We start from the raw sequence: 25,424 nt of genomic DNA, 5'->3' as shown, positions 1-25,424 counted from the left end.
AGGAGAACCCTGATGACCAGCAACGCCGACGCGGCCATCGCCGCGCTGCGCGCCGGATACGACCACCTCGCGCCCATCGTGCGCGGGCTGAGCGAGGAGGACCTGGCCGGACCGTCCGGTGCCGCCGAGTGGGACGTGTCGCAGGTGCTCAGCCACCTCGGCAGCGGCGCCGAGATCCACCTCGCCACCCTGGAGGCGGCGCTGGCGGGCGAGCCCAACAAGGGGCTGGAGTTCAACAAGACCGTGTGGGCGCGGTGGGACGGCAGCACCCGCGCCGAGCGCGCCGCCGGGTTCCTGGAGATCAACGAGACGCTGCTGCGCCGGTACGAGGATCTCGACCCCGCCACCCGCAAGGAGCTGCGCGTCGACATGGGCTTCCTGCCCGCGCCGGTCGACGTCGCCACCGCCGCCAGCCTCCGGTTGAGCGAGTTCGCGTTCCACTCCTGGGACGTGCGGGTCGCCGCCGACCCGGCGGCCGAGCTGCACCCGGACGCGGTGCCGCTGCTGCTGGGCCTGACCGGCGGGATGTTCGCCTGGCTGACCAACCCCGCCGTGCTGGAGGGCCGCGAGGCCGGGCTGCGCGTGGAGCTCACCGGTCCCGACCGGGTCCTCGGGCTGAACCTGGCCGAGCCGGTGAAGCTCGGCGACGTGCCCGGCGAGCCGGACGGCGTGCTGCGCCTGCCGGCCGAGGCGTGGCTGCGCCTGGTCGTGGGACGCCTGGCTCCGCAGTACACCCCGGCCGAGGCGAGCACCGACGGCGCCGCCGACCTGGACCTGCTGCGCCGCGTCTTCAAGGGCTTCTGACCTCCGCCGGCCCCGGGGTCCGGGGCCACGATCGCGCAAGCGCCGGCCCGGGGTCCGGGGCCAAGATCGCGCAAGTTGCCGGGCAATCGGGCGTATCTTGACGCCACATACGGCCGATTGCCCGGCAACTTGGATGATCGAGGTGGTCGGTCGGCGGGCCGGGCGGATCAGCGCCGGGTGTGGGGGCCGGTGCGGGCGATGAACCGCAGCATGTCCGCGCGGGGCACGCCGATCATCGGTTCGGCCCGGTCGATCGCTTCGGCTATCGCACCGAGGGCCGTCTCGGTCGGCTGCCGCAGCCGCCCGTAATGCGGCCATTGCTGCACCTTCTGCCGGGCCAGTTCCCGGATCTCCTGGTCGGGGTCGTCCAGCCAGGCCAGCGCGGTGGTCAAATCCCACCACTGGTCGTGTCCGTCGAGCAGCCGGAAGGCGATGACCCTGCGCTGCGCGGGGTGGCCGGAGCCGGTCAGGTCCCGCAGCGGTCCGAGATCGGCGGCCGGTTGCTCCGCCAGGGTCCGCGCGGTCAGGCGCAGTACGGCCACCGACGGATCGTCGAGCAGGGGCAGCAGCGGCTCGACCGGCACGGCGCCGAGGCGGCGCAGCGCGCGCAGCGCCGTCAGGCGGCCCTTCACGGCCGGGTGCCGGAGGCCGGGCACGAGCAGGGCCGCGTCGGCCGCCGTGCCGGTCTCGCCGAGCCCGGCCAGGACGGGCAGGGACAGCGGCTGCGCGGCGGCCAGGCGGCGGTAGTGCTCGGCGGGGTCGCCGCCGCGGCGGCGTACGGCGGCCTGCGCCACCTCGCGGACCAGCGGGAACCGGTCGGCCAGCGCGGTGTCGGCGTCGAACTCGCCCGCCCTGGCCAGCAGCCGGACCGCCTCGGCGCGGACCAGGGCGCTGCGGCTGTCCCGCAGGGCGCGCAGGATCGGCAGGTTCGTCGCGGCCTGCGCCAGCACCGCCTGGGCGCAGATGCGGCGCACCACGGTGTCGGGGTCGCGCTGGGCCGCGGCGAGCAGCCAGCGCAGGTCGAGCCGGTCGTGGGCGATGGCGGTCTCGTACGCCAGGCGCCGCACCCGGTCGAGGCGGGCGGCCAGCAGCGGCGCCAGCCCGGGCTCGGTGTCGAACAGCTGCGGCAGCAGCGCCGTGACGTGCTGCCACAGCCAGCCGCCGTGCTGGCGGTCGCGCAGGGCGATCGCGTGGTCGGTGGCCGTCACCAGCACGGATCCGTCGTCGCGGGAGTCGGCGAGCACGTCGGCGAAGGACCGCCGGGCCGCCGTACGCACCTGGTGCGCCCAGTCGCAGGTGCGCAGGGCGAGGACGGCCGCGGTGGCCGGGCGGCGGTGCCCGGCCAGCAGGATCGTCGCCGCTTCGCGCAGTCGGCCGTCGCTGTGGCAGGCGCCCACGATGAGGTCGATCTCGTCGGCGGTGCCGTCGAGCAGGACCTGGCGCAGCCGCTGGCCCACCCCGAATCTGCGGCTGGCGTAGGTGGCGCGGCGCAGCGCCTCGTCGAGGCGTACCCAGCTCGCGGCGGTCCAGGTGTCCAGGTCGGCGAGGGCGGCGTCCCGAGGCTGGCCGGTACGGGGCAGGTCCAGCAGCGTGTCGGCGACCTCGTCCGGGCCCGGCGTCGGCCCAGGGTCGGCGGCGTGGTTGCCGGGTGCGGGCTCGCCGGGCAGCAGCGGGCTGAAGCCCCAGTCCTGTCCCAGCCGGCGTCTCAGCCGCTCGCCCAGTTCCATGCCGACCCCCGTGCCGCCTGCGCCCGCGCCGCCCGTCGGCGCGGTAGGCGGACCATTCTGCGGGCGGCGCGAGTGGGGCGCCAGCCGGTATCGGCGCCGAGACCACGCGGGACCCGGCGCCGGCAGGGCAGGCCGGTGCACCAGCGCCGGGCCGGTACGGCGGGTTCAGCCCCGCGCGGCCCGTGCCGTCAGCTCGGTCAGCCCGTCGCGGGAGGCGACCACGGTCAGCTTGTCGCGCTCCCGGACGCGCCGCAGCGGGCTGGGCTTCCACAGCGGCCGGGGCTCGCCGAACTCGGTCACCGCGATGACCCGCACCCGGCCGGGCTGGTCGATCCCCGCGGTGGTCTCGGCGGCCAGCGGCGAACCGGGTGACACGTACACGTCGGCGATGAGCAGCACCCGCCGGTCCACCGAGATGGTGCCGATGACCTCGCGGTCCATCAGCGCCTCGGCGAAGGCCGGCACGGCCAGGTTGGAGACGCTGCGCGACAGCGGCAGGTCGAACGTGGTGCGCACCCGCTCGGCCAGGTCGGGGTTGAACACGCGCAGCACGACGCGCAGGTTGGGCTGGAGCTTGCGGCCGTAGAGCGCCGTCTGGAGGTTGGCCACGTCGGAGCGGTCGACCGCCAGCAGCGCCTTGCACCGCTCGACCCCGGCCTGGCGCATGGTGGTCTCCCGCGCCGGGTCGCCGATGATCAGCGGGATGTTCAGTTCCCGGGCCAGGGCGACGCCGCGGTCGTCCTCGTTCTGGGCGATGGCGAGCATGGCGATGTTCCGGTCGTGCAGCAGCCGCAGCACCCGGGTGCCGACGCCGCCGAGCCCGACCACGACCACGTGCCCGGCGCGCGGCTGGCTGAGCCGCAGCTGCGCCACGGCCAGCCGGGCGCGTACGGTGCCCTCGACCACCAGCGCGGTCACCAGCGGGATGAACGCCAGCCCGGCCAGCCCGAGCAGCAGTTGCAGGGCCTGCTGGGAGTGGCGGTACTCGGGGGTGGGCTGGGGGCCGCCGAGCACGGCGGTCGCGGCGGCGTAGAAGCCGTCCCAGGCGGGCTGGCCGAGGCTGCGCCCGAGCGCGAACCCGGCGGCCAGGATGAGCCCGAGCACCAGCGTGACCGCGATCCGGGTCTTGCGTGAGACGAGCGCGCCCAGGAAGGCGGCGAGCTGGCCCAGTCGCGACGGCCGCTTCGGGGCCACCTTGCTCAGGCCCAGCGTGGTCTCCCACAGCGAGGCGGGGCCGCGCTGCTCGGCCAGCACCAGGTCGGCGGTGCGGTCGTCGGCGGGCAGCACGTCCGGGCCGTCGGCGGGGGCGAGATCGGCCAGCCCGCAGACGACGTCCTGCGGCGGGACGGCGTCGCGTGGCGCGACGACCAGGGTGCGCCGCCCGACCTGCACCGGCGTGGCCGCGACCTCGCCGAGCGCGGTGGCGACCAGTTCCGGTGCGGCGATCTCGGCGTCGGACAGCACCCGGGTGTTGCCGAGCAGCGCTTCGATGCCGTGGCCGAGCGAGGTGTGGTACATCCGCACCACCAGCCGCACCGACGGGGCCAGCTCCCGCGCCAGCAGGGCCAGGGAGAGGTTGCCGACGTCGTCCTGCACGGTCAGGGCCAGCCCGGACGCGGCGGCGAGCCCTGCCTGCTGGAGGGCGCGTTCGTCGACGACGTCGGTGACGATCAGGCGCACCCGGGGCAGGTCGCTGAAGTCGCGGCCCGGGGCCTGCTGCGCCGGGGTCATCAGCACGACGACCTCGGTGCGGTACCGGTCGGACAGCTGCTGGGCCAGGCGGTACGTCAGATCGTCGGATCCGTTGAGGACGAAGTGGTGCGACGGGGCGGACGGCATCCGCGGATGGTATCGACGTTCGTTGAACGCCAGGTTGACGCCGACTACCGGCTGGGCCACAGCCCCAGTTGCGCCCCGGCCGCGTCCACGGCGACATACTGGTCGCGGACGACGTCCAGGGCCTGGTCGGCGTGGGCCTTCACGGCCCGGTCGGTGCCGTAGTTGCGTTCCTGCTGGATGTCCTTCATGGTGTCGCCCGTCGCGGCACGCTGCGTGCGCAGCCACAACGCGTCGAACGGCGCCCCGGCGGTGGCCTGCTTCAGCTGGTCGGCGACCGCCTGCTGGTTCTGGCTCATCTCGCCGGGAAGCTTGACCCCCGACCGCTGCGCCACCGCCGTCAGGTCGGCGTCGAGCTTCGCGTACTCGTCGTGGAACCGGTTGCCCAGGTCCTTGACCTGCGACGCGGTGCCGCGCTGCGCGGCCAGGCCGGCCGCGGCCATCCCCGCCAGGTACGCCTGGTGCGCCGAGACCAGGAACGTCTTGTCGTTCGGGGAAGGCTGGGCGGCGGCAGGCGTGGCGACGGCCACCGCGACCGTCGCCACGACAACGATGAACAGCCATCTGATCGGCTTCATGGCGGTGCCCTTCGTCGGGGCCGGCAGGTGAACCGGCCACCTGGGGACGTACCCCCGACGGGCCCGCGCCATGCGCCCGTCAGCTCGCGATGCCCACGGTCTGCCCGACGGTCTCCGGCTGCCCGAGCGCGGCCAGCATGGCGTGGGCGACGTCGGCCCGGCTGGCGAAGGCGCCGGGCGCGTTGCGGCCGAGGGCGAGCCGGTACCGGCCGGACAGCGGTTTGTCGGTGAGCCGGGGCGGCCGGAACGAGGTCCAGTCCAGGCCGCCGGCGCGCAGCGCGTCCTCCATCAGGGCCAGGTCGGCGTAGTGCTCGCGCAGGATGGCCTTGATCAGCGGGCCGCCGACGTACTTGACGAAGAAGGCGTCGCCGGGGTCGTGGCGGGGCGGGTGCGGGTTGCCGGGGGAGGCGACCGTGCCCACGGGCGCGGCGCTGACCACGACGATCCGGCGTACGCCGGTGTCCTGCATCGCCGCGATGATGGCGCGCGTGCCCGGGGCGGTGACGCCGGAGTCGGCGCGGCGGCGCGGGCCGAGCCCGGACAGCACCGCGTCGGCACCGGCCACCGCCTCGCGCAGCGCCTGCGGGTCGGGTGCGGTGAGGTCGGCGCGCACCGCGCGCACGCCCGCGGGCAGCTTGCCCGGGTCGCGGACGACCGTGGTGACCTCGTGGCCCGCGGCGGTGGCCTGGTCGAGGATGTGGCGGCCGATGCCGCCGGTGGCGGCGAATAGGGTGAGGCGCATTCGGGCTTCCTCTCCGGCGCGGAGTACCGCGCCGTGACGATGTGGTCCGTACAATATGAGAATCGTATTATCTGAGTTCGAGGTTCATACAATATGACTTCCGTAACAGCTGGCGACAGCCGCGACCGCCGCCGGTTGACCGCGGGCATCAAGCAGACGCTGCGGGATCTGCGCAACCAGCTCTCCATCCTGAACCGGCAGGTCAGCGGGCGGCTGGAGCTGCGCGACATCGACCTGGACTGCCTCGACGTGATCAGCCGGCACGGCCCGATGAGCCCGAGCGCCCTGGCCCGCCAGGTGGGGCTGCACCCGGCCACGCTGACCGGCATCCTCGACCGGCTGGAGCGCGCGGGCTGGATCGCCCGCGACCGGCACCCGACCGACCGGCGGGCGGTCACGCTGCGGGCCGTGACCGCGCGCGGCACGGAGATCTTCGGCCTGTACGCGGGGATGAACGCCTCGCTCGACGAGATCTGCGCCGGTTACGACGAGGCGCAGCTGCGCACCATCGCCGACTTCCTCGACCGGGCCAACGCCGCCGGTCGCGACGCGACGGAGGAACTGTCCGAAGCCGATCAGTAGGGACGTCTTAGTAGGGACGTCATCGTTTCGAAACAGTGGTTGACAGGTCGATGTCTTCATATCACGCTTGGGAGCGCTTCCATTCATCGCTCCCGATAAGGACGCACCTGATGAATCCACGGACCCCGCTGCTGGCGTTCGCGCTGGTGGCCGCCACACTGGCCGTGCCGCCCGCCCAGGCGCAGGCCGACACCACCGTCACCGTCTCCGTCAACGCCCGCGCCGGGCTGGAGCGCGTCAGCGACGCCGCGATCGGCGTCAACCACGCCGTCTGGGACACCGAGCTCGGCACCAACGCCGTCGCGGACCTGATGAAGGACGCCGGGGTGCAGGCGATGCGCTACCCCGGCGGCTCCTACTCCGACATCTACCACTGGCGCGACAACACCGCCCCCGGCGGCTACGTCGCGCCCAACACCGACTTCGACCACTTCATGGCCGGGGTCCAGCGGGCCGGGGCGCAGCCGGTGGTGATCGCCAACTACGGCACCGGCACGCCGCAGGAGGCCGCCGACTGGGTGCGCTACGCCAACGTCGAGAAGCACTACGGCGTGAAGTACTGGGAGATCGGCAACGAGCTCTACGGCAACGGCCACTACGGCTCCGCCTGGGAGGCCGACGACCACGCCGACAAGAGCCCCGCGGCGTACGCGGAGAACGTCAAGCTGTTCGCCCAGGCCATGAAGGCCGTCGACCCGACGGTCAAGATCGGCGTGGTGCTGACCACACCCGGCAACTGGCCCGACGGCATCGTCGCGGGCGGGGACGCGGGCACCTGGAACCAGGTCGTGCTGTCGATCGCCGGCCCCGCCGTCGACTTCGCGATCCTGCACTGGTACCCGGGCGGCTCCGGCGCCGCCGACGCGCTGTCCAAGACCGCGCAGGTCACCGACGCGGTATGGCTGGTGCGCAACCAGATCGCGAAGTACGCGCACAAGGACCTCGGCATCGCCCTCACCGAGATCAACGCCGGCTACGGCCAGAACACCCAGCCCGGGGCCCTGTTCGCCGCCGACGCGTACGCCGCGCTGACCGCCGCGGGCGTGTTCAACGTCGACTGGTGGAACGTCCACAACGGCATCGGCACCGTCTCCACCGTCGAGGGCCGGACCGACTACGGCGACTTCGGCCTGCTGTCCAGCGCGAGCTGCAACGCCGACGGCACCGTCTGCGAGCCCGCGCTGAACACGCCGTTCGCGCCGTACTTCGGCCTGGCGATGGCGTCGCGGTTCGCCCGGCCCGGCGACCAGCTCATCAAGGCCGCCGCCTCCGACCCGCTGGTCAAGGTGCACGCCGCCCGGCGGGCCAACGGCGACCTGGCCGTGCTGCTGGTCAACGAGGACCCGGCCAACGCCAAGCCGGTGACCCTGGGCTACTCCGGCTACTCCCCGGCCGCGAGCGCGCAGGTGCTCACCTTCGGCAACGGCGCCACCGCCATCGCGACCGCGTCCGGCAGCGCCACCTCGGTCACGCTCGCGCCGTACTCGCTGACCACGCTGATCCTGCACCCGGTCGGCGCGACCGCCGGGCCGGCCCAGCCCGGCCGCCCCGCCGCGAGCGGCGTCACCGCCACCGACGCGACGCTCACCTGGCCCGCCTCGGCCGGCACCGGCCTGAAGTACGAGCTGCACCGGCAGAACGGCACCGTCACCGAGCAGTGGGGCGAGACCACCGGCACCACGTTCACGGTGCACAACCTCACCCCGGGCACCCGGTACACCGCGAACGTGATCGTGCGCGACAGCGCGGGCCGGGTCTCCTGGGCCTCGCCGCCGGTCACCTTCCAGACCGGCACCCCGGCCGCCTCGTCCTGCGCGGTGACGTTCGCCGACGTCAACGACTGGGGCAACGGGTACGTCGGCAGCGTCGACATCACCAACACCGGCACCAGCCCGATCGACTCGTGGAACCTGGCCTTCAGCTGGCCGACCGCCTGGCAGCAGTTCTCCGGCGGCTGGAACGGCACGTGGACCGCGACCGGCAGCTCGGTCCGCGCGTCCAACGCCGACTTCAACCGCACCATCGCCCCCGGCGCCACGGTGAACATCGGCTTCGTCGGCGCCTACTCGGGCCCGAACGTCCCGCCCGCCCTCTTCACCCTCAACGGCACCCTCTGCACCACCCGCTGAGGTGAGCAAGGGCGCCTTCTCATCGGAATCCGATGTGGAAGGCGCCCTTCCCCACCCGCCGGAGGCGGCCGCGACGGGGCGGTGCGGCGGAGGCCGGGGGCCTTGCCGGGGCCGCTGCCTGCTCATAGAGTGGCGGAGCAGCCGGATCTTGGAGGAGTGGCGATGGAACCCGTACGCCTGGTGCTGATCGGCGCCGGAGACCGCGGCACCGGCTACTCCCGCTGGGCGCTGGCTCACCCGGACCGGGCCCGGATCGTGGCCGTCGCCGAACCCGACCCCGCCCGCCGCGAGCGCCTCGCCGCCGCCCACGGCATCGCCGCGGCCGACACGTACGCCGACTGGCCCGAGCTGCTGGCCGCCGGGATCGCCGCCGACGCGGTCATCATCGCCACCCAGGACTCCGGCCACGTCGCCCCGGCCCTGGCCGCCGCCCGCGCCGGGCTGCACATCATGCTGGAGAAGCCGATCGCGCCGACGCCGGAGGACTGCGTGCGCGTCGTGGACGCGGTGCGCGAGGCGGGCGTCATGCTCGCCGTCTGCCACGTGCTGCGGTACGCGCCGTACACCCGGATGGTCAAGCAGCTGGTCGACTCCGGGGCGATCGGCGAGATCGTGTCCGTGCAGCACCACGAGCCGGTCGGCTTCTGGCACCAGGCCCACTCGTTCGTGCGGGGCCACTGGCGCCGCCAGGACCTCGCCAGCTTCATGCTGCTGGCCAAGTCCTGCCACGACATCGACTGGCTCCAGCACGTCGTCGGCCGCGACATCGCCCGCGTGTCCAGCTTCGGCGGCCTGCGCCACTTCCGGCCCGAGAACCGGCCCGAGGGCGCCGCCGACCGGTGCCTGGACTGCGCGGTCGAGCCGGACTGCCCGTACTCGGCGACCCGGCTCTACGGCGGGCAGCTCGCGCAGGGGCGCCACTCGTGGCCGCTGAGCGTGGTCACGCAGGTGTTCACCGAGGAGTCGCTGCTATCCGCGCTGCGCGAGGGCCCGTACGGCCGCTGCGTCTACGCCTGCGACAACGACGTGGTCGACCACCAGGTCGTGGCGATGGAGTTCGACGGCGGCGTCAGCGCCGTGTTCACCATGAACGCCTTCAACACCGGCGGCCACCGCCGCACCCGCCTGTTCGGCACCCGCGGCGAGCTGGTCTGCGAGGGCGACAGCATCACCGTGTACGACTTCGTCACCGGCGCCTGGACCCAGCACGACCCCAGCACCGTCGGCGGGGCCGACTCGGCGGGCGGTCACGGCGGCGGCGACGAGGGTCTGATGGAGGCCTTCGTCACCGCGGTGGCCACCGGCGACCCCGCCCCGATCCTGTCCGGACCGGCCCAGACGCTGAACTCGCACCTGGCGACGTTCGCGGCCGAGCAGGCCCGCCTCGACGGCACCGTCGTCACCGTCGCCAGATGAAACGAAGGGCACCTTCTCATCGCTTTGCGTAGCAGAAGGTGCCCTTTCCCACCAGCGCGGTGTGGTCGCTGTCAGCGGTGGTGGTCGAGGGGCTGGTGGGCGTCGGGGCTGCCGGGGTCGGCGTGCACGGTCGCCGCGGACAGGCGCGGGATCGCGTGGATGAGCCGGTGCTCGGCGTCGACGGCGATCGCGTGGCCGGTGCGTACCGGGGCGTCCGGGTCCACCACGATCTCGCACTCGGCCCGCAGCGTGTGGCCGATCCAGCGCATCCGCACCGCGCCGACGTCCAGCACCCCGGGGGTGTCGCGCAGCGCCTGCTCGGCGGTGCCGATGAGCGCGGGGTCGACGGCGTCCATCAGCCGCCGGTAGACCTCGCGGACGGCGTCCTTGAGCACCAGCACGATCGCCGCGGTGATCAGCAGGCCCACGATCGGGTCGGCCCGGGGCCAGCCCAGGGCCACCCCGCCCGCTCCCAGCAGCACGGCCAGCGAGGTGAACCCGTCGGTGCGCGCGTGCAGCCCGTCGGCGACCAGCGCCGCCGACCCGATCCGCCGCCCGACCGTGATCCGGTATCGCGCCACGAGCTCGTTGCCGAGGAACCCGATCACCGCGGCGGCGGCGACGTACGCCAGGTGCCGGACCTCCTGCGGGTGCAGCAGCCGCGACACCGCCTCCCAGCCGGCCCACACCGCCGACACGGCGATGGTCAGCACGATCGCGATGCCAGCCAGGTCCTCGGCCCGCCCGTAGCCGTACGTGTAGCGCCGGTTCGCCGGGCGCCGGCCGACCACGAACGCGATGCCCAGCGGCACCGCCGTCAGCGCGTCGGCCACGTTGTGCAGCGTGTCGCCGAGCAGCGCCACCGAGCCCGAGAACAGCACCACGACCGCCTGTAGCGCTGCGGTGACCCCCAGCACCAGCAGCGACACCCACAGCGCGCGGATGCCCTGCCGTGAGGTCTCCATCGCACTGTCGACCTTGTCGAGACTGTCGTGCGAATGCGGCGTCACCAGGTGCGTGATCCGGTGCCACCACCCGCCCGAACCGTGCCCGTGCTCGTGGTCATGCTCGTGGTCCGGGCCGTGGTCGTCGTCGTGATGGTGCGGCGCGTGACCGCTGTCGCCGCGATCGTGGTGCGCAGACTCCGCCCGGTGGGGGTGGTCGTGATCGTGGGGATGCGGATCGATGCGGCCGGTGCTCGTGCCGTCTGCGTCGTCGGGCTGCTCGGAGGGGGTCTGCGATGGCTGACGGCGCATATCCGGATCATAAGCCCGCAGGGAGCCGCCCCCGATGCTCTGCGCCGCGTGCTCGACCCGTCGCGGCTCACACCTGTGGGGTTGTGCGCACAACCCCACACGTGTGAGCGCTGCGGGCATGTTGTCGCCAACCCGACACCGCCGCCGTGCCGCCGTTCGTCACGATGACACCACGGAAGTGATGCACGTCTATCAATGTCAGGAGGATGCGCGATGACCTCACGAAGGCTCCGCGCGCTCTGCGGTGTCACGGCGGTGCTGCTCGCATTGGGGTTCGCGGTGGCGGCGACGACGCCCGCCGCGAACGCCGCGCCCGGCCCGCTCAAGGACCTCAACCTGCCCGGCGTCTGCAACGCCGCCTCGTTCGCGATGGCCGAGGCGATCGACGCCAAGCTGAAGGCGGACGGCAAGGCCGACCGCATGATCCGGGTCGACGAGCCGAAGAAGGGGGAGACCGGCTACAACGACGCCGCCGTCGCGTACGCCATGGTCGAGCTCGCGAAGCTGCTCAAGAAGAACGTCTCCGACCTCGTCCCGAAGGACCTCACCGACAACGCCAAGGCGGTCGCCGACGCGATCGACGCGGCGCTGAAGTGGCGGTCCGACAAGGGCGACACGATCCTGCACACGGCGGACCTCACCGGCAACGAGGTGTTCCTGTGGTGCCTCAAGAAGGGCAACGGCCACGGCGGCCCGGACCTCGCCCTGCTGTACGTGCCCAAGGGCAAGGCGGCCAAGGACGGTCTCTGGATCGCGGGCTGCGTGCTGGCCGGGGGCCTGAACCGCTACCTGGTCAGCTATGACGACCGGACGTTCGATTTCGCCAAGTTCGTCTGGTACAACGAGGGCCCCAATCCGGACAAGGAGAAGGAGGTCATCCGCTACACCTACGAGTACGACGTGGCCAAGAACGTCCTGACCATCACCAAGGAGGTCGGGCCGTACAAGGAGGGCAAGCTCGCCCCGCACACCACGGAGGTGGAGAAGAAGCCCGGCCCGCCGCCCGCCGAGTTCAAGGACCTCAAGCTCAACGGCACCCAGATCAGCCTGCTGGACGGCGGCTGCGGCTGCCCGGCGCAGTCCGTGGCGCTGGCCGCCGCGAACCCGGCGCTGCCCTGGCAGCTCGACCTGGTCAACGCGCCGATGACCGGCTCCGGGACCGAGACCGACCCTTACCTGGGCGTGTCGGTCCGCATCGTCCCCAACGAGCTGTTCCAGCTGGCGCTGCCGGCCGGGACCCGGTTCGCCGGTCCCGGCGCCGATCCGCGCTGGGAGGTGGTGATCGTGCAGGACACCCTGATCGGGCTGCGCTACCGCGGCTACGAGCCGCTGGACCTGGTCGTGGGTGCCAGGATTCCGGCGATCGCATGGCTCGCGCCAGCCCCGTCGCCGACCGCCGCGCCGCCCTCGGGCCCGCCGTCACCGTCGACAGCCCCGTCGGCCAGCCCGGCCCCGCCCAGCATCCCGCCCTCGCCCACCGCCGGTCCGTCGCTGCCGCCCAGCCCGCCCGCACCGCCGAGCCTGTCCGCGATGCCGAGCCCGCCCGCGATGCCCAGCCCGCCCGTGATGCCCACGGCCACGGCCGCGGTGCGCTGACCCGGCCTCGTCCGCACGGGACGCCCGGCAGGCCGCAGGGCCTGCCGGGCGGTTCCACGGGTGGGGAGAAGGGCCTTACGGGTTGGTGAAGCCGAGGGTGTAGCTGCCGGAGCCGCTGTAGGCGTGCACCCGGTAGCGGTAGGAGCCGGCGGTGCCGGAGTAGGTCAGCGACTCCGAGCTGGACGACGTCGCGCCTTGGGCCACGTTCACCCACGCCGAGCCGTTCCACTTCTGCAGGTACAGGTCGAAGTCGGTGGCCGCCGGGCCGACCAGGCAGCCGCGGTGGGTGCCGGAGGCGGTCGAGGTGTAGTAGCTGTTGTCGGGCTGGTACGCGCTGGCGCCGCTGGACAGCGAGCCGGTGCGGGTGAACTCGTACCCGGTGCAGCCGCCGCCGGGCGGCGGGGAGCTGGGCGGGGTGGTGCCGCTGGTCGTCAGCGTCAGGCTGTACGCCTGGAGGATCTCGTTGACCGGCTGGAAGTAGGTCGTGCCGCCGGAGGTGCAGTCGCCCGACCCGCCGGAGGTGACGCCCTGGGCCTGGCTGCCCGCGATGAGCGAGCCGCCGGAGTCGCCCGGCTCGGCGCAGACGTTGGTGCGGATCAGGCCGGTCACGGTGCCCTGCGAGTAGGTCACCGACGCGCCGCGGGCCTGGATGGTGCCGCAGTGCCAGCCGGTGGTCGAGCCGGAGCGGCACACCGACGCACCGACGGCGGCCTCGGTGGAGCCCGCGACGGTCACGTTGCCGCCCGCGTAGTTGTTGACGTACGGGCGCGGGGTGTTGCCCGAGGCCACCTGCACCCAGGCGTAGTCGTTGCCGGGGAAGCTGGAGCCGCGGAAGGTGCCGCTGGGCTGCGTGGTGGTCGAGCCGGTGGTGCCGCAGTGGCCCGCGGTGACGAACCCGCCGGTCACGGGGAAGCCGACCGAGCAGCGCGAGCCGCCGATGTAGTACGCGTTGCCGCCGATGACGTCGATGTAGGGCACCGGGTGCTCGGTGGACGTCTCGACCCGCACGGAGGCGGCGTCCACGGCGGCGGCCTTGAGGAATCCGGCGGCGTCGGCAGCGGCGTGGGCGAGCACGACGACGCTGTTGGTGGTGACGTCGACGTACCAGCCGGGCACCGACGCGGGCGCCTTGCCCGCGGCGGCGTCGAGCCGGTCCTTGACCGCGTCGAGCTGGGCCAGGCTGCGGGTGACCAGCTGCGGGGTGGCGCCCGCGGCCTTGACCTGCTCGGCCTGGGCGCTGCTGGTGACCGCGACGGTGAAGGTCTTGGCGTCGGCCGACAGCCAGGCCCCGGCGTAGCCGCCGCCGAGGGCCTTGCGCAGCTTGAGGTCGGCGCCGGCGGCCCTGGCCTCGTTGGCCAGGCGCAGCTGGACGCCCTTGGTGTCGAGCTTGAGGTCGCGCGACAGCGCCTGGAAGACCTGCGTCGACACCCCGGACGCGATGGCGGCCTCGGTGACGGCGTCGGGCCGCTGGCCCGCGGCTGCCGGGTAGGTCAGTGCCGCGGTGATGCCCAGGGTGAGGGCGGCCACCGCGGAGGTGTAGAGGATTCTCCGGTTCATGCCGGGTAGTCAACCGGTCAGGCATTCACCGGAGTAGATATTGGTTCGGTCATAGCGTCATGCGATGGAAGCCCGCGGCGCGAACCGCGGGTTGGCCTCGCGCCACTTCAGGTAGTGCGGGTTGCGGGCGGCCGACTCCTCGTACGCGGCGGCGGCGTGGGCGAGCATGGCGTCGGCGAACCCGGCGGCGGCGCCGCGCGGATGCCAGCCCAGCAGGTGCCGCCAGCGCAGCGGCCCACCGGCGATCGGCACGGTGGCGATCCCGTCGACGCGCCGGAACGTGGCCTTGCACAGCCCGACCGCGTGCCCGGCGTGCACCGCGTCCAGAGCGTTGCCGATGTCCATCTCGTACATGGTGCGCGGGGTGAACCCGGCCCGCGCGCAGGCGGCGTTGAAGCAGGCGCCGAAGCAGCCGTCGCCGGGCATGCTGGCCCACTGCGCCTCGGCCAGCTGCGCCAGGTCGATCTCCCAGCTGCCGGCCAGGGCGTGGTTCTCCGGCAGCATCACGAAGACGGCGTCGGTGGCGATCTCGCGCCAGACCAGGCCGTCGTCGGGCGTGCCGGGGACGGTGTCGCCGCAGACGCCCACGACGCAGAAGTCCAGTTTGCCCGCGGCCGCCATCTCCGCCAGGGTGTCGGCCCAGTGCGACGGATGTGTCAGCACCTGGAGGCTGTCGTTCTCGGCGGCCAGGCGCGACATCAGGCCGCCCAGGATGGGGCCGTTGACGGCGCCGATGCGCCACTGGTTCTGCGGCAGCCGGTGCCCGGCCAGCTGGGTCGCGTCCTCCCGCAGGCCCTTCATCGCCGGCAGCACCACCCGGGCGCGGGCCAGCACCAGCTCCCCGAGCGCCGTCGGGGTCGCGCCGTGGCGGCCGCGTTCGAACAGGGGGCCGCCCAGCGCCCGCTCGATGCGCTGCAACTGGGCGGTGACCGCGGGCTGGGCCAGCCCGAGCACGGACGACGCCTTCGTCACGCTGCCGGTGTCCGCGATGGCGCAGACCACCTTGAGGTGACGGATCTCCAGCTCCATGGCCCTCCCGCGGGGACGGTCGACCAGAAGGTGCGGACCGCCGAACGGCGATCGTCCGAACAATGTACGTATCGAAGACGGGCGCTGAGTATATGTCAGCGTTGCGTCGAAACCGACATTTAACAGAGCGCCGCCGTCCGCTGCCCGCCCGCGCTCCGGCGCGCGGCGGTCACGCGTAGGCGCGCGCCTGCATCGTGTACAGCTCGCGGTACAGCCCCGGTCGCGACATCAGCTCGTCGTGGCTGCCCTGGTCGGCCACGGTCCCGTCGCGCAGCACGATGATCAGGTCCGCCGACCGTACGGTCGAGAAGCGGTGCGAGGTGAACAGGGTGACCGCGCCCGCGCCCCGCGCCGCCCGCCGCGCCGACGCGGCGAACCGTCCGAACAGGGCGTCCTCGGCGTGCGCGTCCAGCGCGGCGGCGGGCTCGTCCAGGGCCAGCAGCAGCGGTGCCGGGCGCAGCAGCGAGCGGGCCAGCCCGACCGACTGCCACTGGCCGCCGGACAGCTCGGCGCCGTCGGCGTAGCCGCGCCCGAGCATGCCGGACAGGCCGCCCGCCTGGGCGACCACCGCGTCGGCGCGGGCGAGCCGGGCCGCGGCGTGCAGCGCGGTGTCGTCGGACGCCAGCGCCAGCTGTCCGATCCCGATGTTGGTACGCACCGACAGGTGCAGCTTCGCGAAGTCCTGGAACAGCATCGCGATCCGGCTGTGCCACTTGGCGGCCGGGATGTCGCGCAGGTCGACGCCGTCGACGGTGATCTTTCCGCTGGTCGGCTCGTACAGCCCGCACAGCAGTTTGACCAGGGTGCTCTTGCCCGCGCCGTTCTCGCCGACCAGCGCCACCGTCGCCCCGGCCGGGATGACCAGGTCGACGCCGTGCAGCACCGGCGCGGCCGCGCCGGGGTAGGCGAAGCCGACGCCGTGCAGCCGGATGCCGCGCCGCAGCCGCCGGGGCGCCTTCGACCGGGCCGGGCCGGGCGCGGGCACGGCCGCGGCCAGCTCGTCGTAGCGCTGCGCGGTGCGCGCCGCCGAGGCCATGGTCGCGTGCAGCCCGATCGCCCCGGCGACCTGGACGCTGATCTGCACCGCCAGCGTCACCACGAGGATCACCTCGCCGACGGTCGCGGTGCCGGTGACGGCCTGGTGCAGCACCGCCAGGATCGCCCCGCCGTACGCGGCGGCGAACAGCAGCTGCCCGGCGCCGCGCAGCGCCGCCGCCCGCCACTGCGCCGCCCACAGCGCGTCGGTGGTCTGCCGCCACGCCCGCCCGTGCCGGTCGATCAGGTGCGTGTCCGCACCGGACAGCCGGATCTCCTTGACGGCGTCGGCGTCGGCGGCCAGCGACAGCAGGTGGGAGGCCAGCCGCCCCGCCTCGGCGGTGCGCTCGCGGGCCTTGTTCGACAGCTCGGCCGCGCGCCGGGCGATCAGCACCGGCGGCACGGCGGCCAGCGGCAGCAGCGCCAGCCACGGGTTGACCGTGGCCAGCAGCACGACGGTCACCGCGGCCCGCAGCCCGAGCCCGGCCAGGTGCAGCACGCCCTCCAGCGCGGGCCGGGCCTGGGCGGCGTCCTGCGCGGCCAGCGCGAGCGCGTCGGCGAACTTCGGGTCGTCCAGGTGGGCGATGCCGCTGCCGCCGCCCGCGAGCCCGACCAGGCGCCGGTCGAGTTCGGTGCCCGCCTGCTCGCCGACCTCGAAGTAGTACAGGTGGGCGAAGTGGCCCATCATCAGCTCGAACACCAGCAGCGCGGCCACGCCCACGGCCATGGCGGTGGCGGCCGCGGTCTGCCCGCGCAGGGCGGCGTCGGTGAAGTCGCGCAGCAGGAACCCGACGAACGGGGTGCTCAGGTACCCGGTCAGCAGCAGCGCGGCCCCGATGAGCAGCTTGCGCCGGTCGGCGCGCCAGGCCAGCCCGAGCACGAACCGCACGGCCGTACGCAGCGAGGTGTCGGACGTCTTCACGCGGCCACCGCCTCGCGGTCGCGGAACCGGGACGCCTGGGCCTCGAACAGCTGCGCGTAGCGCCCGCCCGCCGCGACCAGCTCGTCGTGGCCGCCCTGCTCGGCGACCACGCCGTCGGCCAGCACCACGATCCGGTCGGCGTGGCGCACGGTGGAGAACCGGTGCGAGATGATGACGCTGGTGGTGCCCCGGGTCTGCGCCAGGAACCGGTCGAAGAACTCGACCTCGGCGCGGACGTCGAGGGCGGCCGTCGGCTCGTCGAGCACCAGCAGCGCGGCACCGCGCGACATGGCGTGCAGGGCGCGGGCCAGCGCGATCCGCTGCCACTGGCCGCCGGACAGGTCCTGGCCGCCGGTGTAGCGGGTGCTCAGCGGGGTGTCCAGGCCGTCGGCCAAAGCAGCGACGAGGTCGTCGGCCCCGGCGCGGACGGCCGCGTGGTGCCAGTCGGCGGGGGTGCCGGTGCCCAGGCCGATGTTCTCGCCGGCGGTCAGCTCGTACCGGTTGAAGTCCTGGAACACCACGGCCAGCCGCTGCTGCCAGTCGGCCGGGTCTATGCCGCGCAGGTCGTTCCCGTCGATGGTGATCGCCCCCGTATCGGGGTCGTAGCAACGCGTCAGCAGCTTCACCAGCGTCGTCTTGCCCGCCCCGTTGAGCCCGACGATCGCGGTGCACCGCCCGGCCGGGATGGTCAGGTCCAGGGCCGAGAAGACCCGGTGGCCGCCGGGGTAGGCGAAGCCGACGCCTTCGAAGCGGATCGCCTCGCGCGGCTGCGGCGCCGGCTCGGTGCCCGGCGGCGGGGCGGTGTCGGCGCAGGCCTGCTCGAAGCGGACCAGCGCGGCGTACGCGCGTCCGCCGAACTGCGTCTGCACGTCGGCCTCCGGGAAGTACACGCCGAACCGGACCGGGATCAGCACCGCCTGCACGGCCAGGCCGTAGCCGAGCAGCGAGAGCCGCCCGTGCGCGGTCGCCTGCGCGATCGCGGCCAGGCCCAGCGCCCCGCCCGTGAGCCCGACCGCCGCGAACCCGACGAACGGCCACAGCAGCAGGCGGCGGCGCATCGCCCACAGCGGGTCGAGGTAGCCGCGGTGCTCGCGGTGCAGCCGCCGGGTGACCCAGTCCAGCAGCCCGAGCACGCGCACCTCCTTGGCCGCCTCGGTGCCGGTGGCCAGGCCGCGGACGTAGGCCAGCCGCCGCCGCTGCGGCGACAGGGCGTCCCAGTGCGCGCCGAAGCGGCCCAGCGAGCCGCGCTGCCCGAACCGGATCACCAGCGCGGTGACCCCGACGATCACGGCGGTGACCGGCGACAGCACCACCGCGATCAGCACCACGGCCCCGGTGAGCTGCGTGTACCTGGCCAGCAGCGCGGGCAGCGCGGCGGCGGCGTCGCCGGGCGACGGGGTGGTCCGGTCCATCGCGGCGCGTACGTCGGCGAGCAGGTCGAGGGTGCCGGGCCGCTCCAGCGTCGCCACCGGCGCGCGCCGGTACGCCGCCTCCAGCGCCCGCCGGACGCAGTGGGCGTCGACGCGGCGGGAGATGAGCTCGGCCAGCGCGCTCTGGAACGGCCCGACGAGCTGCTGCACCGCGAGCGCGACCAGGGTGAGCGCGGCGGCGGTGCCCAGCGCTCCCTCACCCCGGGCCACGGCGGGCACCCGGGCCAGCAGCACGCTCATCGCCACCATGAAAGCGATGGGGGCCAGTCCGAATACGACGCTCACCGCCAGGGCCGCGGCGACAGGTGCCGCACCCGCCCGGGGCAGCAGTTTCGCGAGTTCGATCCACCGACGCACGACGCCTCCCACGGCACGGCCCGGCTCGGCCCAGGCGGCCGATTCCATCAGGGAACTTAACAGTTAAGATACTTAAATGCACGTCTCCCTGTCGGCGGCGGTGACCGCGCACCCGCGCCGCCGCGAGGCCGCCCGCGCGCTGGCCGCGAGCGTGCCGGGGCTCGCCTTCGACGTGGTCGAGGACCCCGATCCGGACGGTCCGCCCAGCGCCCTGCGCGCCGCGCGGCTGGCCTGGCGGCTGGCCGACCCCGGCGCCACGCACCGGGTCCTGGTGCAGGACGACATGCGCCTGGCCGACGGGTTCGCCGCGCTGGTGCGCCGGGCCGCCGCCGCCCAGCCGGAGAGCATCCTGTGCCTGTTCACCGAGTGGGGTTCGCGCACCTCACCGGCGGTGCGGCTGGCCGCGCTGGCCGGGGCGGGCTGGGCGCCGCTGCTGGATCCGTACGTGCCGACCACCGCTGTCGTGCTGCCCACCGCGGTCGCGCACGCCCTGGCCGAGTTCCCGGCCGAGCCGGGCGAGCCCGACGACGTGCTGCTGCTGCGCTTCACCCGCGTGCACGGCCTGACCCCGCTGGTGAGCTGCCCGAACCTGGTCGAGCACGAGGTGGGGGAGTCGCTGGTCGGCAACGACATCCTGCACGGCCCGCGTCACGCCGCGCTGCTCGCCGGACCGGGTGTCCCGTTCCCGGCGGACGTCGTGCTCGCCGTGCGGATGGTGCCGCACCTGCTGCTGTTCGAGGGGGTGGCCATGTGCCAGGTGCGCGAGGAGGCGGGCTGGCGCCTGGTGCGGGCGCACGACTTCCTCGCCCCGTCCGGCGTGACCGTGCCGGACCTGCTGGACCGGTATGCCGAGCAGGCCCGCCGCCACGACCCGGCCGGGCGGGCGCGCCGGGTGGTCGCCGACTCGCTGCTGTTCCAGCTCTGGCTGACCGCGTTCTGCTACGGTGTGGCCGCCTCCGATGTGGTCGGTGGAACGGCGGAGCTCACGCGGGCGCTCCGGTCTCCACTCGCGACGGTCGCTTTGCGCACGTTCGCGCCCGGCGCATTGCGGCGTTTCGTGCCGATGCATCGATTGCGCGATTTGCACCGCCTGCTCGCCCCGCTCCTAATAGAGACCATTAGCGATGGATTTACCCATGCTGAGCAGCACGGACATCTATTCTGGAAAGAACCTTTTCAGTAGCGGTAAAGCATGCTAATAGTTGTACAGGTACAGATGCCGCGCAGCCGTTGAGACGGGTGGTCGTCGATGGAGTTGCAAGCACTGCTCAGCCCGGAAGGCCGGTTGGATCCATTCCGGATATATGCACGATTGCACGACGCGGGTGACGCCAGTCCCATGAACCCGCGCCGTGACGGCTACGCGCTGGCCGTGCACGGCCACGACGCGGTGGCCCACGTGCTGCGCGACGGCGGCTTCCGGCAGATCGACATCGACTACCTCGACCGCAACCGGCCCCGCTGGCGCGAGCACGCGTGCCTGCGTACGCTGCGCGACTCCCTGTTCTTCAGCGACGGCCCCGAGCACACCCGGATGCGGCGCGTCATCGCCTCGTTCTTCACCGCCCGCCGCATCGCCACGCTCGAACCCGAGATGACCAAGCTCATCCACGACCGCGTCGAGCACCTGGCCCTGGCCGGGGCCGACGGCGCCGTGCTCGACTTCATGGCCGAGTTCGCCTACGACGTGCCCAGCCGCATCGTCGGCGACCTGCTCGGGGTGCCGGAGGCCGACCGCGACTGGTGCCGCCCCCGGGTGACCGCCATCGGTGCGATCTTCGAGCTCGACGGCAACACGTGGTCGAACCTGGCCCGTGCCGACGTCGCCGCCGCCGAGCTGACCGAGTACTTCACCGACCTGGTGCGCCGCCGCCGCGACGACCCGCGCGACGACCTGGCCAGCGAGCTGGTCCGGGTCCAGACCGAGTCGCCGGGGCGGCTGAGCTTCGACGAGCTGGTCGCGAACCTGATCACGACGTACAACGCCGGGTTCGTCACCACCACGCACATGTTCGGCAACGGGCTGCGGCTGCTGCTGGAGCACCCGCACCTGCGCGAGCGCGTCACCACCCGCCCCGAGCAGGTCCCGGCGATCGTGGAGGAGATCCTGCGCCTGGAGCCGCCGGTGCAGTTCACCATCCGCTACGCCGTGGCCGACACCGAGGTCGGCGGCCACCCGGTGCGCGCCGGGGACACGCTGCTGGTGCTGCTCGGCGCCGCCAACCGCGACCCGCGCCACTTCGCGAACCCGGACGCCTTCGACCCCGACCGCGTGGCGGGCGGGTCGAGCCTCAGCTTCAGCCTCGGCGGGCACTACTGCCTGGGCGCGACCATGACCCGGATGGAGGGCGCCATCGCCTTCCCGGCCCTGTTCGAGCGGCTGCCGGGGCTGCGCCTGGCCGGGCAGCCCGCGCCGCAGACGCAGTACATGTTCCGGGGCCACGACCACCTGCCGATCCGGGTGGACTGATGCAGGTCATCCCACGTCGCGCCGACGCCGTCACCACCGCGCCCCTGTCGCTGCTCCAGCGCCGGATGTGGCACCTGTGCACCGCGTACCCGGGCACGGCCTCGCCCATCGTGGCCGTCGCCAACCGCATCTCCGGGCCGCTGGACGTGCCCGCGTTCACCGCCGCGGTCGCGGCCGTGTGCGACCGCCATGACGCGCTGCGCACCACCTTCGCCCTCGGCGCCGACGGCCCGACGCAGGTCATCGCCCCGCCCGGCGGCACCGGGACGGAACTGGCCGACCTGTCCGGCGCGCCCGACGGGCAGGCGCGCGCCCAGGAACTGGTCGGGCAGCTCACCGGCGCGCTGCTCGACCTCGACGGCGGGCGGCTGGTCCGCTCCGTGCTGATCCGGCTGGCCGACGACGACCACGTGTGGTGCCTGGCCGTGCACCACCTGCTCGCCGACGGCGAGTCCGCGATGGTGATCGCCCGTGAGGTCGCCGCGCTCTACCGGGGCGCCGCCCTGCCCGACCCGCCCATCGGCTACGCCGACTTCGCCGCCTGGCAGTTGTCCGAGGCCGCCGGCGGCGACCTGGCGTACTGGGTGGAGCAGCTGTCCGGGGTGCCCGTGCTGGAGCTGCCGTGCGACTTCCCGCGGCCGCCGGTCAAGAGCACCCGCGCCGACCAGGTCGACCTGCGGTTGGACCCCGTGCACGCCGACGCCGTCGACCGCCTGGCCCGCGCGCAGCGCGCCACGCCGTACATGGTGCTGCTGACGGCGCTGCTGGTGGTGCTGGCCCGGCGGTCCGGGCAGGACGACCTCTGCGTCGGCACGCCCGTGTCCGGGCGGCTGCTGGTGGAGACCGAGGACGCGGTCGGCCTGTTCGGCAACATGATCGCGCTGCGCGCCGACCTGTCCGGCGCGCCGACCTTCGCGCAGCTGCTGGCCCGGGTCCGCGCGGTGACCATCGCCGGGCTGGGGCGCCAGTCGGTGCCGTTCGGGCAGGTCGTGGCCGCGGTGGACCCGCCCCGCGATCCGTCGCGCACCCAGGTCTTCCAGGTCATCTTCGCGCTGCACACCCAGACCGCGGGCCCGGCCGAGCCCGGCCTGGACTGGCGGCCGTTCGGCGCCGGGGCCCCGCAGATCCTGCACGACCTGGTGCTGGACACCTGGCGCGGTCCGTCCGGACTGGACATCACGCTGCGCTACGACACCGGACTGTTCCGGCCCGAGACGGCGGCGGCCATGGCGGAGCAGTTCGCCACGGTGCTGCGGGCGATGGCCGCCGACGCCGACCAACCCGTGTTCGGCGGGGGTGGCCGGTGACCGGACGGCGGCACATCGCCTTCTTCAACGTGCCCGCGCTGGGCCATCTGTTCCCGACGCTTGGGGTGGTCAGGGAACTGGTCCGGCGCGGGCACCTGGTCAGCTACACCGCGACCCCCGACCGCGAGGCGTACGTGCGCGCGGCGGGGGCGCGGGTGGTGCCGTACCGGTCGACCCGGCCCGGCGACACCGACCCGGACCTGCGCGCTCCGGCCCGCGAGGAGCACGTCGGGCGCAGCATGCTCAACTTCCTCACCGAGGCCGAGGCGACGCTGCCGCAACTGGAGCCCGCCTTCGCCGCCGACCCGCCGGACCTGGTGCTGTTCGACCGGATCGCGTTCGCGGGCCACCTGCTGGCGCTGGCGCACGGCGTCCCGTCGATCCAGCTGTGGCCGATGATGGTGTCGGCGCCGCAGTGGTCCATCGGCGAGGTCGTCCACATCGACGGCACCCATCCGACGCTGGCCGAGTTCGCCGTACGCGCCGACAAGTTCCTGGCCGAGCGGGGCCTGGGCGGGCACGGCCCGCAGCTGTTCCTCAGCCCTCAGGTCGCCCACCACCTGGCCTTCTTCCCCCGCGAGTTCCAGTTCGCCGGGGACAGTTTCGGCGACGCGTACAGCTTCGTCGGCCCGTGCACCGTCCCGCGCGCCGGGGACGGGCTGTGGCAGCCGCCCGCCGACGGATCGCCGGTGGCGCTGGTGTCGCTGGGCACCCTCAACAACCGCTGGCCCGACTTCTACCGGCTGGTGTTCGAGGCGTTCGCGGGCACGGACTGGCACGTGGTGCTGCCGATCGGAAAGCGGCTCGACCCGGCCGACCTCGGCCCCGCCCCGGCCAACGTGTCCGTGGTCGCCTCGGTGCCGCAGCTGGCGGTGCTGGAGCACGCCAAGGTGTTCGTCTCCCACGCGGGTATGGGAGGGCTGATGGAGGGCGTGCAGGCGGGCGTGCCACAGGTGGCCATCGCCCGCACCCTCGAACAGGACGTCAACGCCGCCCGCGTCGCCGACACCGGCATCGGGGCTGTGCTCGACGTGCACGCCCTGACCCCTGAGCTGCTGCGCGCCACCGTCGCCCGGGTCGCGGTGGATCCGCAGGTGGCGGCCGGGATCGCCGCGATGCGCGCACACCTGCTGACGGCCGGGGGCGCCGTGCGCGCCGCCGACGTCATCGAAGCCTGCCTACCGGTCGAAGGGGCCGGAGGCGGATAGGCCGGCGGGCCGCCCGGATGCCCCCCGGGCGGCCCGTTCGCCTGATTGATCGATGGGCCAATTTATATCCACCGAACCGGCATATTTCACCACAGATTTGTATGTAAGGAACTTTACTCATTGCTGGCATCGTGAGCGCGTCACGGCGGCAGATCGCCACCCCCTCATGGAATCTCTGGAGGTTCCACACGTGATCACTGTTTTCCGGCGGCGCGCCCTCATCGGCGCCGCCACCCTGGGTCTGCTGGCGTCCACTGTGGTGGGCGGGGCCGGACCAGCGTCGGGCGGCCTGCCCGCGCGCTGGGTGGGCACCTGGGGCACCGCGTTGACCGCTGCCAGCCTCGGCAACACCGGCAGCTCCCTGGCCGGTTTCAACGACCAGTCGATCCGCCAGGTCGTGCGGATCTCGCTGGGCGGCGAGAAGGTCCGGCTGCGTTTCACCAACGCGTACGGCACCCAGCCGCTGTCCATCGGCCACGTCACCGTCGGCCTGCCCGCCACCGCCGGGTCCGCCCAGCTGAAGCCGGGCAGCCTGCGTGAGGTCACCTTCGGCGGCAGCGCCTCGACGACCGTCTACAAGGGTGCCGACGTCCTCAGCGACCCGGTCGACCTGACCGTCGACGCGGTCTCCGAGCTCGCCGTCACCATGTACCTGCCCACCGCCACCGGCCCCGCCTCCTGGCACTGGACCGCCCGGCAGGCCTCGTACGTCTACGCCGGCGACCACGCCGCCGACGAGACCGGCGCCGCTCCCGCGGCGACGTACAACGACTTCTTCTACCTGGCCGGGGTCGAGGTGCAGACCAAGACCGGCCTGGGAACCGTGGTCGTGCTCGGCGACTCCGTCAGCGACGGCTCCGGCGCCACCTTCGGCGCCAACAGCCGCTGGACCGACCAGCTCGCCAACCGCATCACCAGCACGTTCCCCGCGCTGGGCGACCCCGGCGTGATCAACGTGAGCCTGGCGGGCAACGAGGTCACCCGGGACGGCATCACCCTCAACTCGCCCGCCCTGGGCGAGAGCGCACTGGCCCGTCTCGACTACGACGTGCTCGCCCAGCCGGGCGTGCGCACCGTCGTCGTGCAGCTCGGCGTCAACGACATCAGCTTCTTCAACGACCCGGCCGCCCGGATCACCGACGGCCTGCGTCAGCTCGCCGTGCAGGCCAAGGCGCGTGGCGTACGGGTGGTCGTGGCCACCGTCGGGCCGTTCGAGGGCTACTCGTCGTGGACCGCCGACAAGGAGGCCACCCGGCAGGCCGTCAACACGTGGCTGCGCGGCAGCGACGCCTTCGACGGGCTGATCGACTTCGACCAGCTCGTGCGCGACCCAGCCGCGCCGACCAAGCTGCTGCCCGCGTACGACAGCGGCGACCACATCCACCCGAACGACGCGGGCGCCGCCGCCATCGCCGCGGCCGTCCCGCTCTGGCTGCTGTAGGT

At 73.5% G+C, this 25,424-nt stretch carries 19 protein-coding genes; 10 read left to right on the top strand and 9 right to left on the bottom strand.

The features are described 5' to 3' along the window. Nucleotides 1-12: 12 nt before the first annotated feature. A complete protein-coding gene (locus tag Cs7R123_RS25945; RefSeq protein WP_212830318.1) occupies nt 13-804 on the top strand; it encodes a maleylpyruvate isomerase family mycothiol-dependent enzyme in 792 nt (263 codons plus the stop codon). A 167-nt stretch (nt 805-971) separates the two neighbouring features. On the opposite strand, the gene Cs7R123_RS25940 is transcribed toward Cs7R123_RS25945, so the two are convergent. From Cs7R123_RS25940 to Cs7R123_RS25925, 4 genes are all read right to left on the bottom strand, one after another. Continuing rightward, nucleotides 972-2,531: a hypothetical protein gene (locus Cs7R123_RS25940; protein WP_212830317.1), complete on the bottom strand. Its 1,560-nt coding sequence runs from the start codon at nt 2,529-2,531 to the stop codon at nt 972-974. A 165-nt stretch (nt 2,532-2,696) separates the two neighbouring features. After that, nucleotides 2,697-4,370: an NAD-binding protein gene (locus Cs7R123_RS25935; RefSeq protein WP_212830316.1), complete on the bottom strand. Its 1,674-nt coding sequence runs from the start codon at nt 4,368-4,370 to the stop codon at nt 2,697-2,699. Nucleotides 4,371-4,414: 44 nt separating this feature from the next. Beyond that, entirely contained in the window at nt 4,415-4,945 is a 531-nt protein-coding gene (locus Cs7R123_RS25930) for a DUF4142 domain-containing protein (RefSeq protein ID WP_212830315.1), read from the bottom strand. A 79-nt stretch (nt 4,946-5,024) separates the two neighbouring features. Continuing rightward, nucleotides 5,025-5,687 carry an NAD(P)-dependent oxidoreductase gene (locus tag Cs7R123_RS25925; protein ID WP_212830314.1) on the bottom strand — a complete coding sequence of 221 codons (663 nt, stop codon included), beginning with the start codon at nt 5,685-5,687 and terminating at the stop codon, nt 5,025-5,027. 93 nt (nt 5,688-5,780) lie between these two features. On the opposite strand from Cs7R123_RS25925, the gene Cs7R123_RS25920 reads away from it, so the two are divergent. The 3 genes from Cs7R123_RS25920 to Cs7R123_RS25910 all read left to right on the top strand — a co-directional run bounded on the left by Cs7R123_RS25920 (nt 5,781) and on the right by Cs7R123_RS25910 (nt 9,814). Then, nucleotides 5,781-6,269, top strand: a complete 489-nt coding sequence (locus Cs7R123_RS25920) for a MarR family transcriptional regulator (protein ID WP_212830313.1) — start codon at nt 5,781-5,783, stop codon at nt 6,267-6,269. 110 nt (nt 6,270-6,379) lie between these two features. Beyond that, nucleotides 6,380-8,398, top strand: a complete 2,019-nt coding sequence (locus Cs7R123_RS25915) for a cellulose binding domain-containing protein (protein ID WP_244872148.1) — start codon at nt 6,380-6,382, stop codon at nt 8,396-8,398. Between the two features lie 162 nt (nt 8,399-8,560). Beyond that, nucleotides 8,561-9,814 carry a Gfo/Idh/MocA family protein gene (locus Cs7R123_RS25910; protein WP_212830311.1) on the top strand — a complete coding sequence of 418 codons (1,254 nt, stop codon included), beginning with the start codon at nt 8,561-8,563 and terminating at the stop codon, nt 9,812-9,814. 71 nt (nt 9,815-9,885) lie between these two features. Here Cs7R123_RS25910 and Cs7R123_RS25905 read toward each other — a convergent pair whose 3' ends face one another. Beyond that, entirely contained in the window at nt 9,886-11,070 is a 1,185-nt protein-coding gene (locus Cs7R123_RS25905; protein ID WP_244872147.1) for a cation diffusion facilitator family transporter, read from the bottom strand. Nucleotides 11,071-11,283: 213 nt separating this feature from the next. On the opposite strand from Cs7R123_RS25905, the gene Cs7R123_RS25900 reads away from it, so the two are divergent. After that, nucleotides 11,284-12,666, top strand: coding sequence for a hypothetical protein (locus tag Cs7R123_RS25900; RefSeq protein ID WP_212830310.1), 1,383 nt, complete (start codon nt 11,284-11,286; stop codon nt 12,664-12,666). Between the two features lie 75 nt (nt 12,667-12,741). Here the strand turns inward: Cs7R123_RS25900 and Cs7R123_RS25895 are convergent, their stop codons facing one another. The 4 genes from Cs7R123_RS25895 to Cs7R123_RS25880 form a co-directional block, all read right to left on the bottom strand. Then, nucleotides 12,742-14,223: a S1 family peptidase gene (locus Cs7R123_RS25895; RefSeq protein ID WP_212830309.1), complete on the bottom strand. Its 1,482-nt coding sequence runs from the start codon at nt 14,221-14,223 to the stop codon at nt 12,742-12,744. Between the two features lie 57 nt (nt 14,224-14,280). Beyond that, a complete protein-coding gene (locus tag Cs7R123_RS25890; RefSeq protein WP_212830308.1) occupies nt 14,281-15,252 on the bottom strand; it encodes a LysR family transcriptional regulator in 972 nt (323 codons plus the stop codon). A 169-nt stretch (nt 15,253-15,421) separates the two neighbouring features. Next, entirely contained in the window at nt 15,422-17,209 is a 1,788-nt protein-coding gene (locus Cs7R123_RS25885) for an ABC transporter ATP-binding protein (RefSeq protein ID WP_212830307.1), read from the bottom strand. Beyond that, nucleotides 17,206-18,996, bottom strand: coding sequence for an ABC transporter ATP-binding protein (locus Cs7R123_RS25880; protein WP_212830306.1), 1,791 nt, complete (start codon nt 18,994-18,996; stop codon nt 17,206-17,208). The genes Cs7R123_RS25885 and Cs7R123_RS25880 overlap by 4 nt, the downstream gene beginning before the upstream one ends. Before the next feature lie 76 nt (nt 18,997-19,072). Between Cs7R123_RS25880 and Cs7R123_RS25875 the strand changes: the two genes are divergently transcribed. The 5 genes from Cs7R123_RS25875 (at nt 19,073) to Cs7R123_RS25855 (ending at nt 25,422) form a co-directional block, all read left to right on the top strand. Further along, nucleotides 19,073-20,179 carry a hypothetical protein gene (locus Cs7R123_RS25875; RefSeq protein WP_212830305.1) on the top strand — a complete coding sequence of 369 codons (1,107 nt, stop codon included), beginning with the start codon at nt 19,073-19,075 and terminating at the stop codon, nt 20,177-20,179. A 156-nt stretch (nt 20,180-20,335) separates the two neighbouring features. Next, on the top strand, nt 20,336-21,466 hold the full coding sequence (locus Cs7R123_RS25870; RefSeq protein ID WP_244872146.1) for a cytochrome P450: 1,131 nt from the start codon (nt 20,336-20,338) through the stop codon (nt 21,464-21,466). After that, nucleotides 21,466-22,773: a condensation domain-containing protein gene (locus tag Cs7R123_RS25865; protein WP_212830303.1), complete on the top strand. Its 1,308-nt coding sequence runs from the start codon at nt 21,466-21,468 to the stop codon at nt 22,771-22,773. The genes Cs7R123_RS25870 and Cs7R123_RS25865 overlap by 1 nt, the downstream gene beginning before the upstream one ends. Further along, the gene (locus Cs7R123_RS25860) at nt 22,770-23,981 is read left to right on the top strand and encodes a macrolide family glycosyltransferase (RefSeq protein WP_212830302.1); all 1,212 of its coding nucleotides are present in this window, start codon (nt 22,770-22,772) and stop codon (nt 23,979-23,981) included. Before Cs7R123_RS25865 ends, Cs7R123_RS25860 begins: the two co-directional genes overlap by 4 nt. A 190-nt stretch (nt 23,982-24,171) precedes the next feature. Further along, complete coding sequence (locus tag Cs7R123_RS25855) at nt 24,172-25,422, top strand: SGNH/GDSL hydrolase family protein (protein ID WP_212830301.1); 1,251 nt, start codon at nt 24,172-24,174, stop codon at nt 25,420-25,422. Nucleotides 25,423-25,424 lie beyond the last annotated feature (2 nt).

The organism is Catellatospora sp. TT07R-123 (genome assembly GCF_018327705.1).
In the GTDB taxonomy this organism is placed as follows: Bacteria; Actinomycetota; Actinomycetes; order Mycobacteriales; family Micromonosporaceae; genus Catellatospora.
Note: the sequence above shows the minus strand (reverse complement) of the source record. Positions and strands in the feature narration are given on the sequence as shown.

Bases quoted from the DNA above. Each gene is read 5' to 3' on its own strand.
- Cs7R123_RS25915 (WP_244872148.1), top strand. From the start codon at position 6,380: ATGAATCCACGGACCCCGCTGCTGGCGTTCGCGCTGGTGGCCGCCACA.
- Cs7R123_RS25925 (WP_212830314.1), bottom strand. From the start codon at position 5,687: ATGCGCCTCACCCTATTCGCCGCCACCGGCGGCATCGGCCGCCACATC.
- Cs7R123_RS25865 (WP_212830303.1), top strand. From the start codon at position 21,466: ATGCAGGTCATCCCACGTCGCGCCGACGCCGTCACCACCGCGCCCCTG.
- Cs7R123_RS25875 (WP_212830305.1), top strand. From the start codon at position 19,073: ATGCACGTCTCCCTGTCGGCGGCGGTGACCGCGCACCCGCGCCGCCGC.
- Cs7R123_RS25905 (WP_244872147.1), bottom strand. From the start codon at position 11,070: ATGCGCCGTCAGCCATCGCAGACCCCCTCCGAGCAGCCCGACGACGCA.
- Cs7R123_RS25870 (WP_244872146.1), top strand. From the start codon at position 20,336: ATGAACCCGCGCCGTGACGGCTACGCGCTGGCCGTGCACGGCCACGAC.
- Cs7R123_RS25910 (WP_212830311.1), top strand. From the start codon at position 8,561: ATGGAACCCGTACGCCTGGTGCTGATCGGCGCCGGAGACCGCGGCACC.
- Cs7R123_RS25895 (WP_212830309.1), bottom strand. From the start codon at position 14,223: ATGAACCGGAGAATCCTCTACACCTCCGCGGTGGCCGCCCTCACCCTG.
- Cs7R123_RS25920 (WP_212830313.1), top strand. From the start codon at position 5,781: ATGACTTCCGTAACAGCTGGCGACAGCCGCGACCGCCGCCGGTTGACC.
- Cs7R123_RS25890 (WP_212830308.1), bottom strand. From the start codon at position 15,252: ATGGAGCTGGAGATCCGTCACCTCAAGGTGGTCTGCGCCATCGCGGAC.
- Cs7R123_RS25945 (WP_212830318.1), top strand. From the start codon at position 13: ATGACCAGCAACGCCGACGCGGCCATCGCCGCGCTGCGCGCCGGATAC.
- Cs7R123_RS25935 (WP_212830316.1), bottom strand. From the start codon at position 4,370: ATGCCGTCCGCCCCGTCGCACCACTTCGTCCTCAACGGATCCGACGAT.
- Cs7R123_RS25900 (WP_212830310.1), top strand. From the start codon at position 11,284: ATGACCTCACGAAGGCTCCGCGCGCTCTGCGGTGTCACGGCGGTGCTG.
- Cs7R123_RS25940 (WP_212830317.1), bottom strand. From the start codon at position 2,531: ATGGAACTGGGCGAGCGGCTGAGACGCCGGCTGGGACAGGACTGGGGC.
- Cs7R123_RS25930 (WP_212830315.1), bottom strand. From the start codon at position 4,945: ATGAAGCCGATCAGATGGCTGTTCATCGTTGTCGTGGCGACGGTCGCG.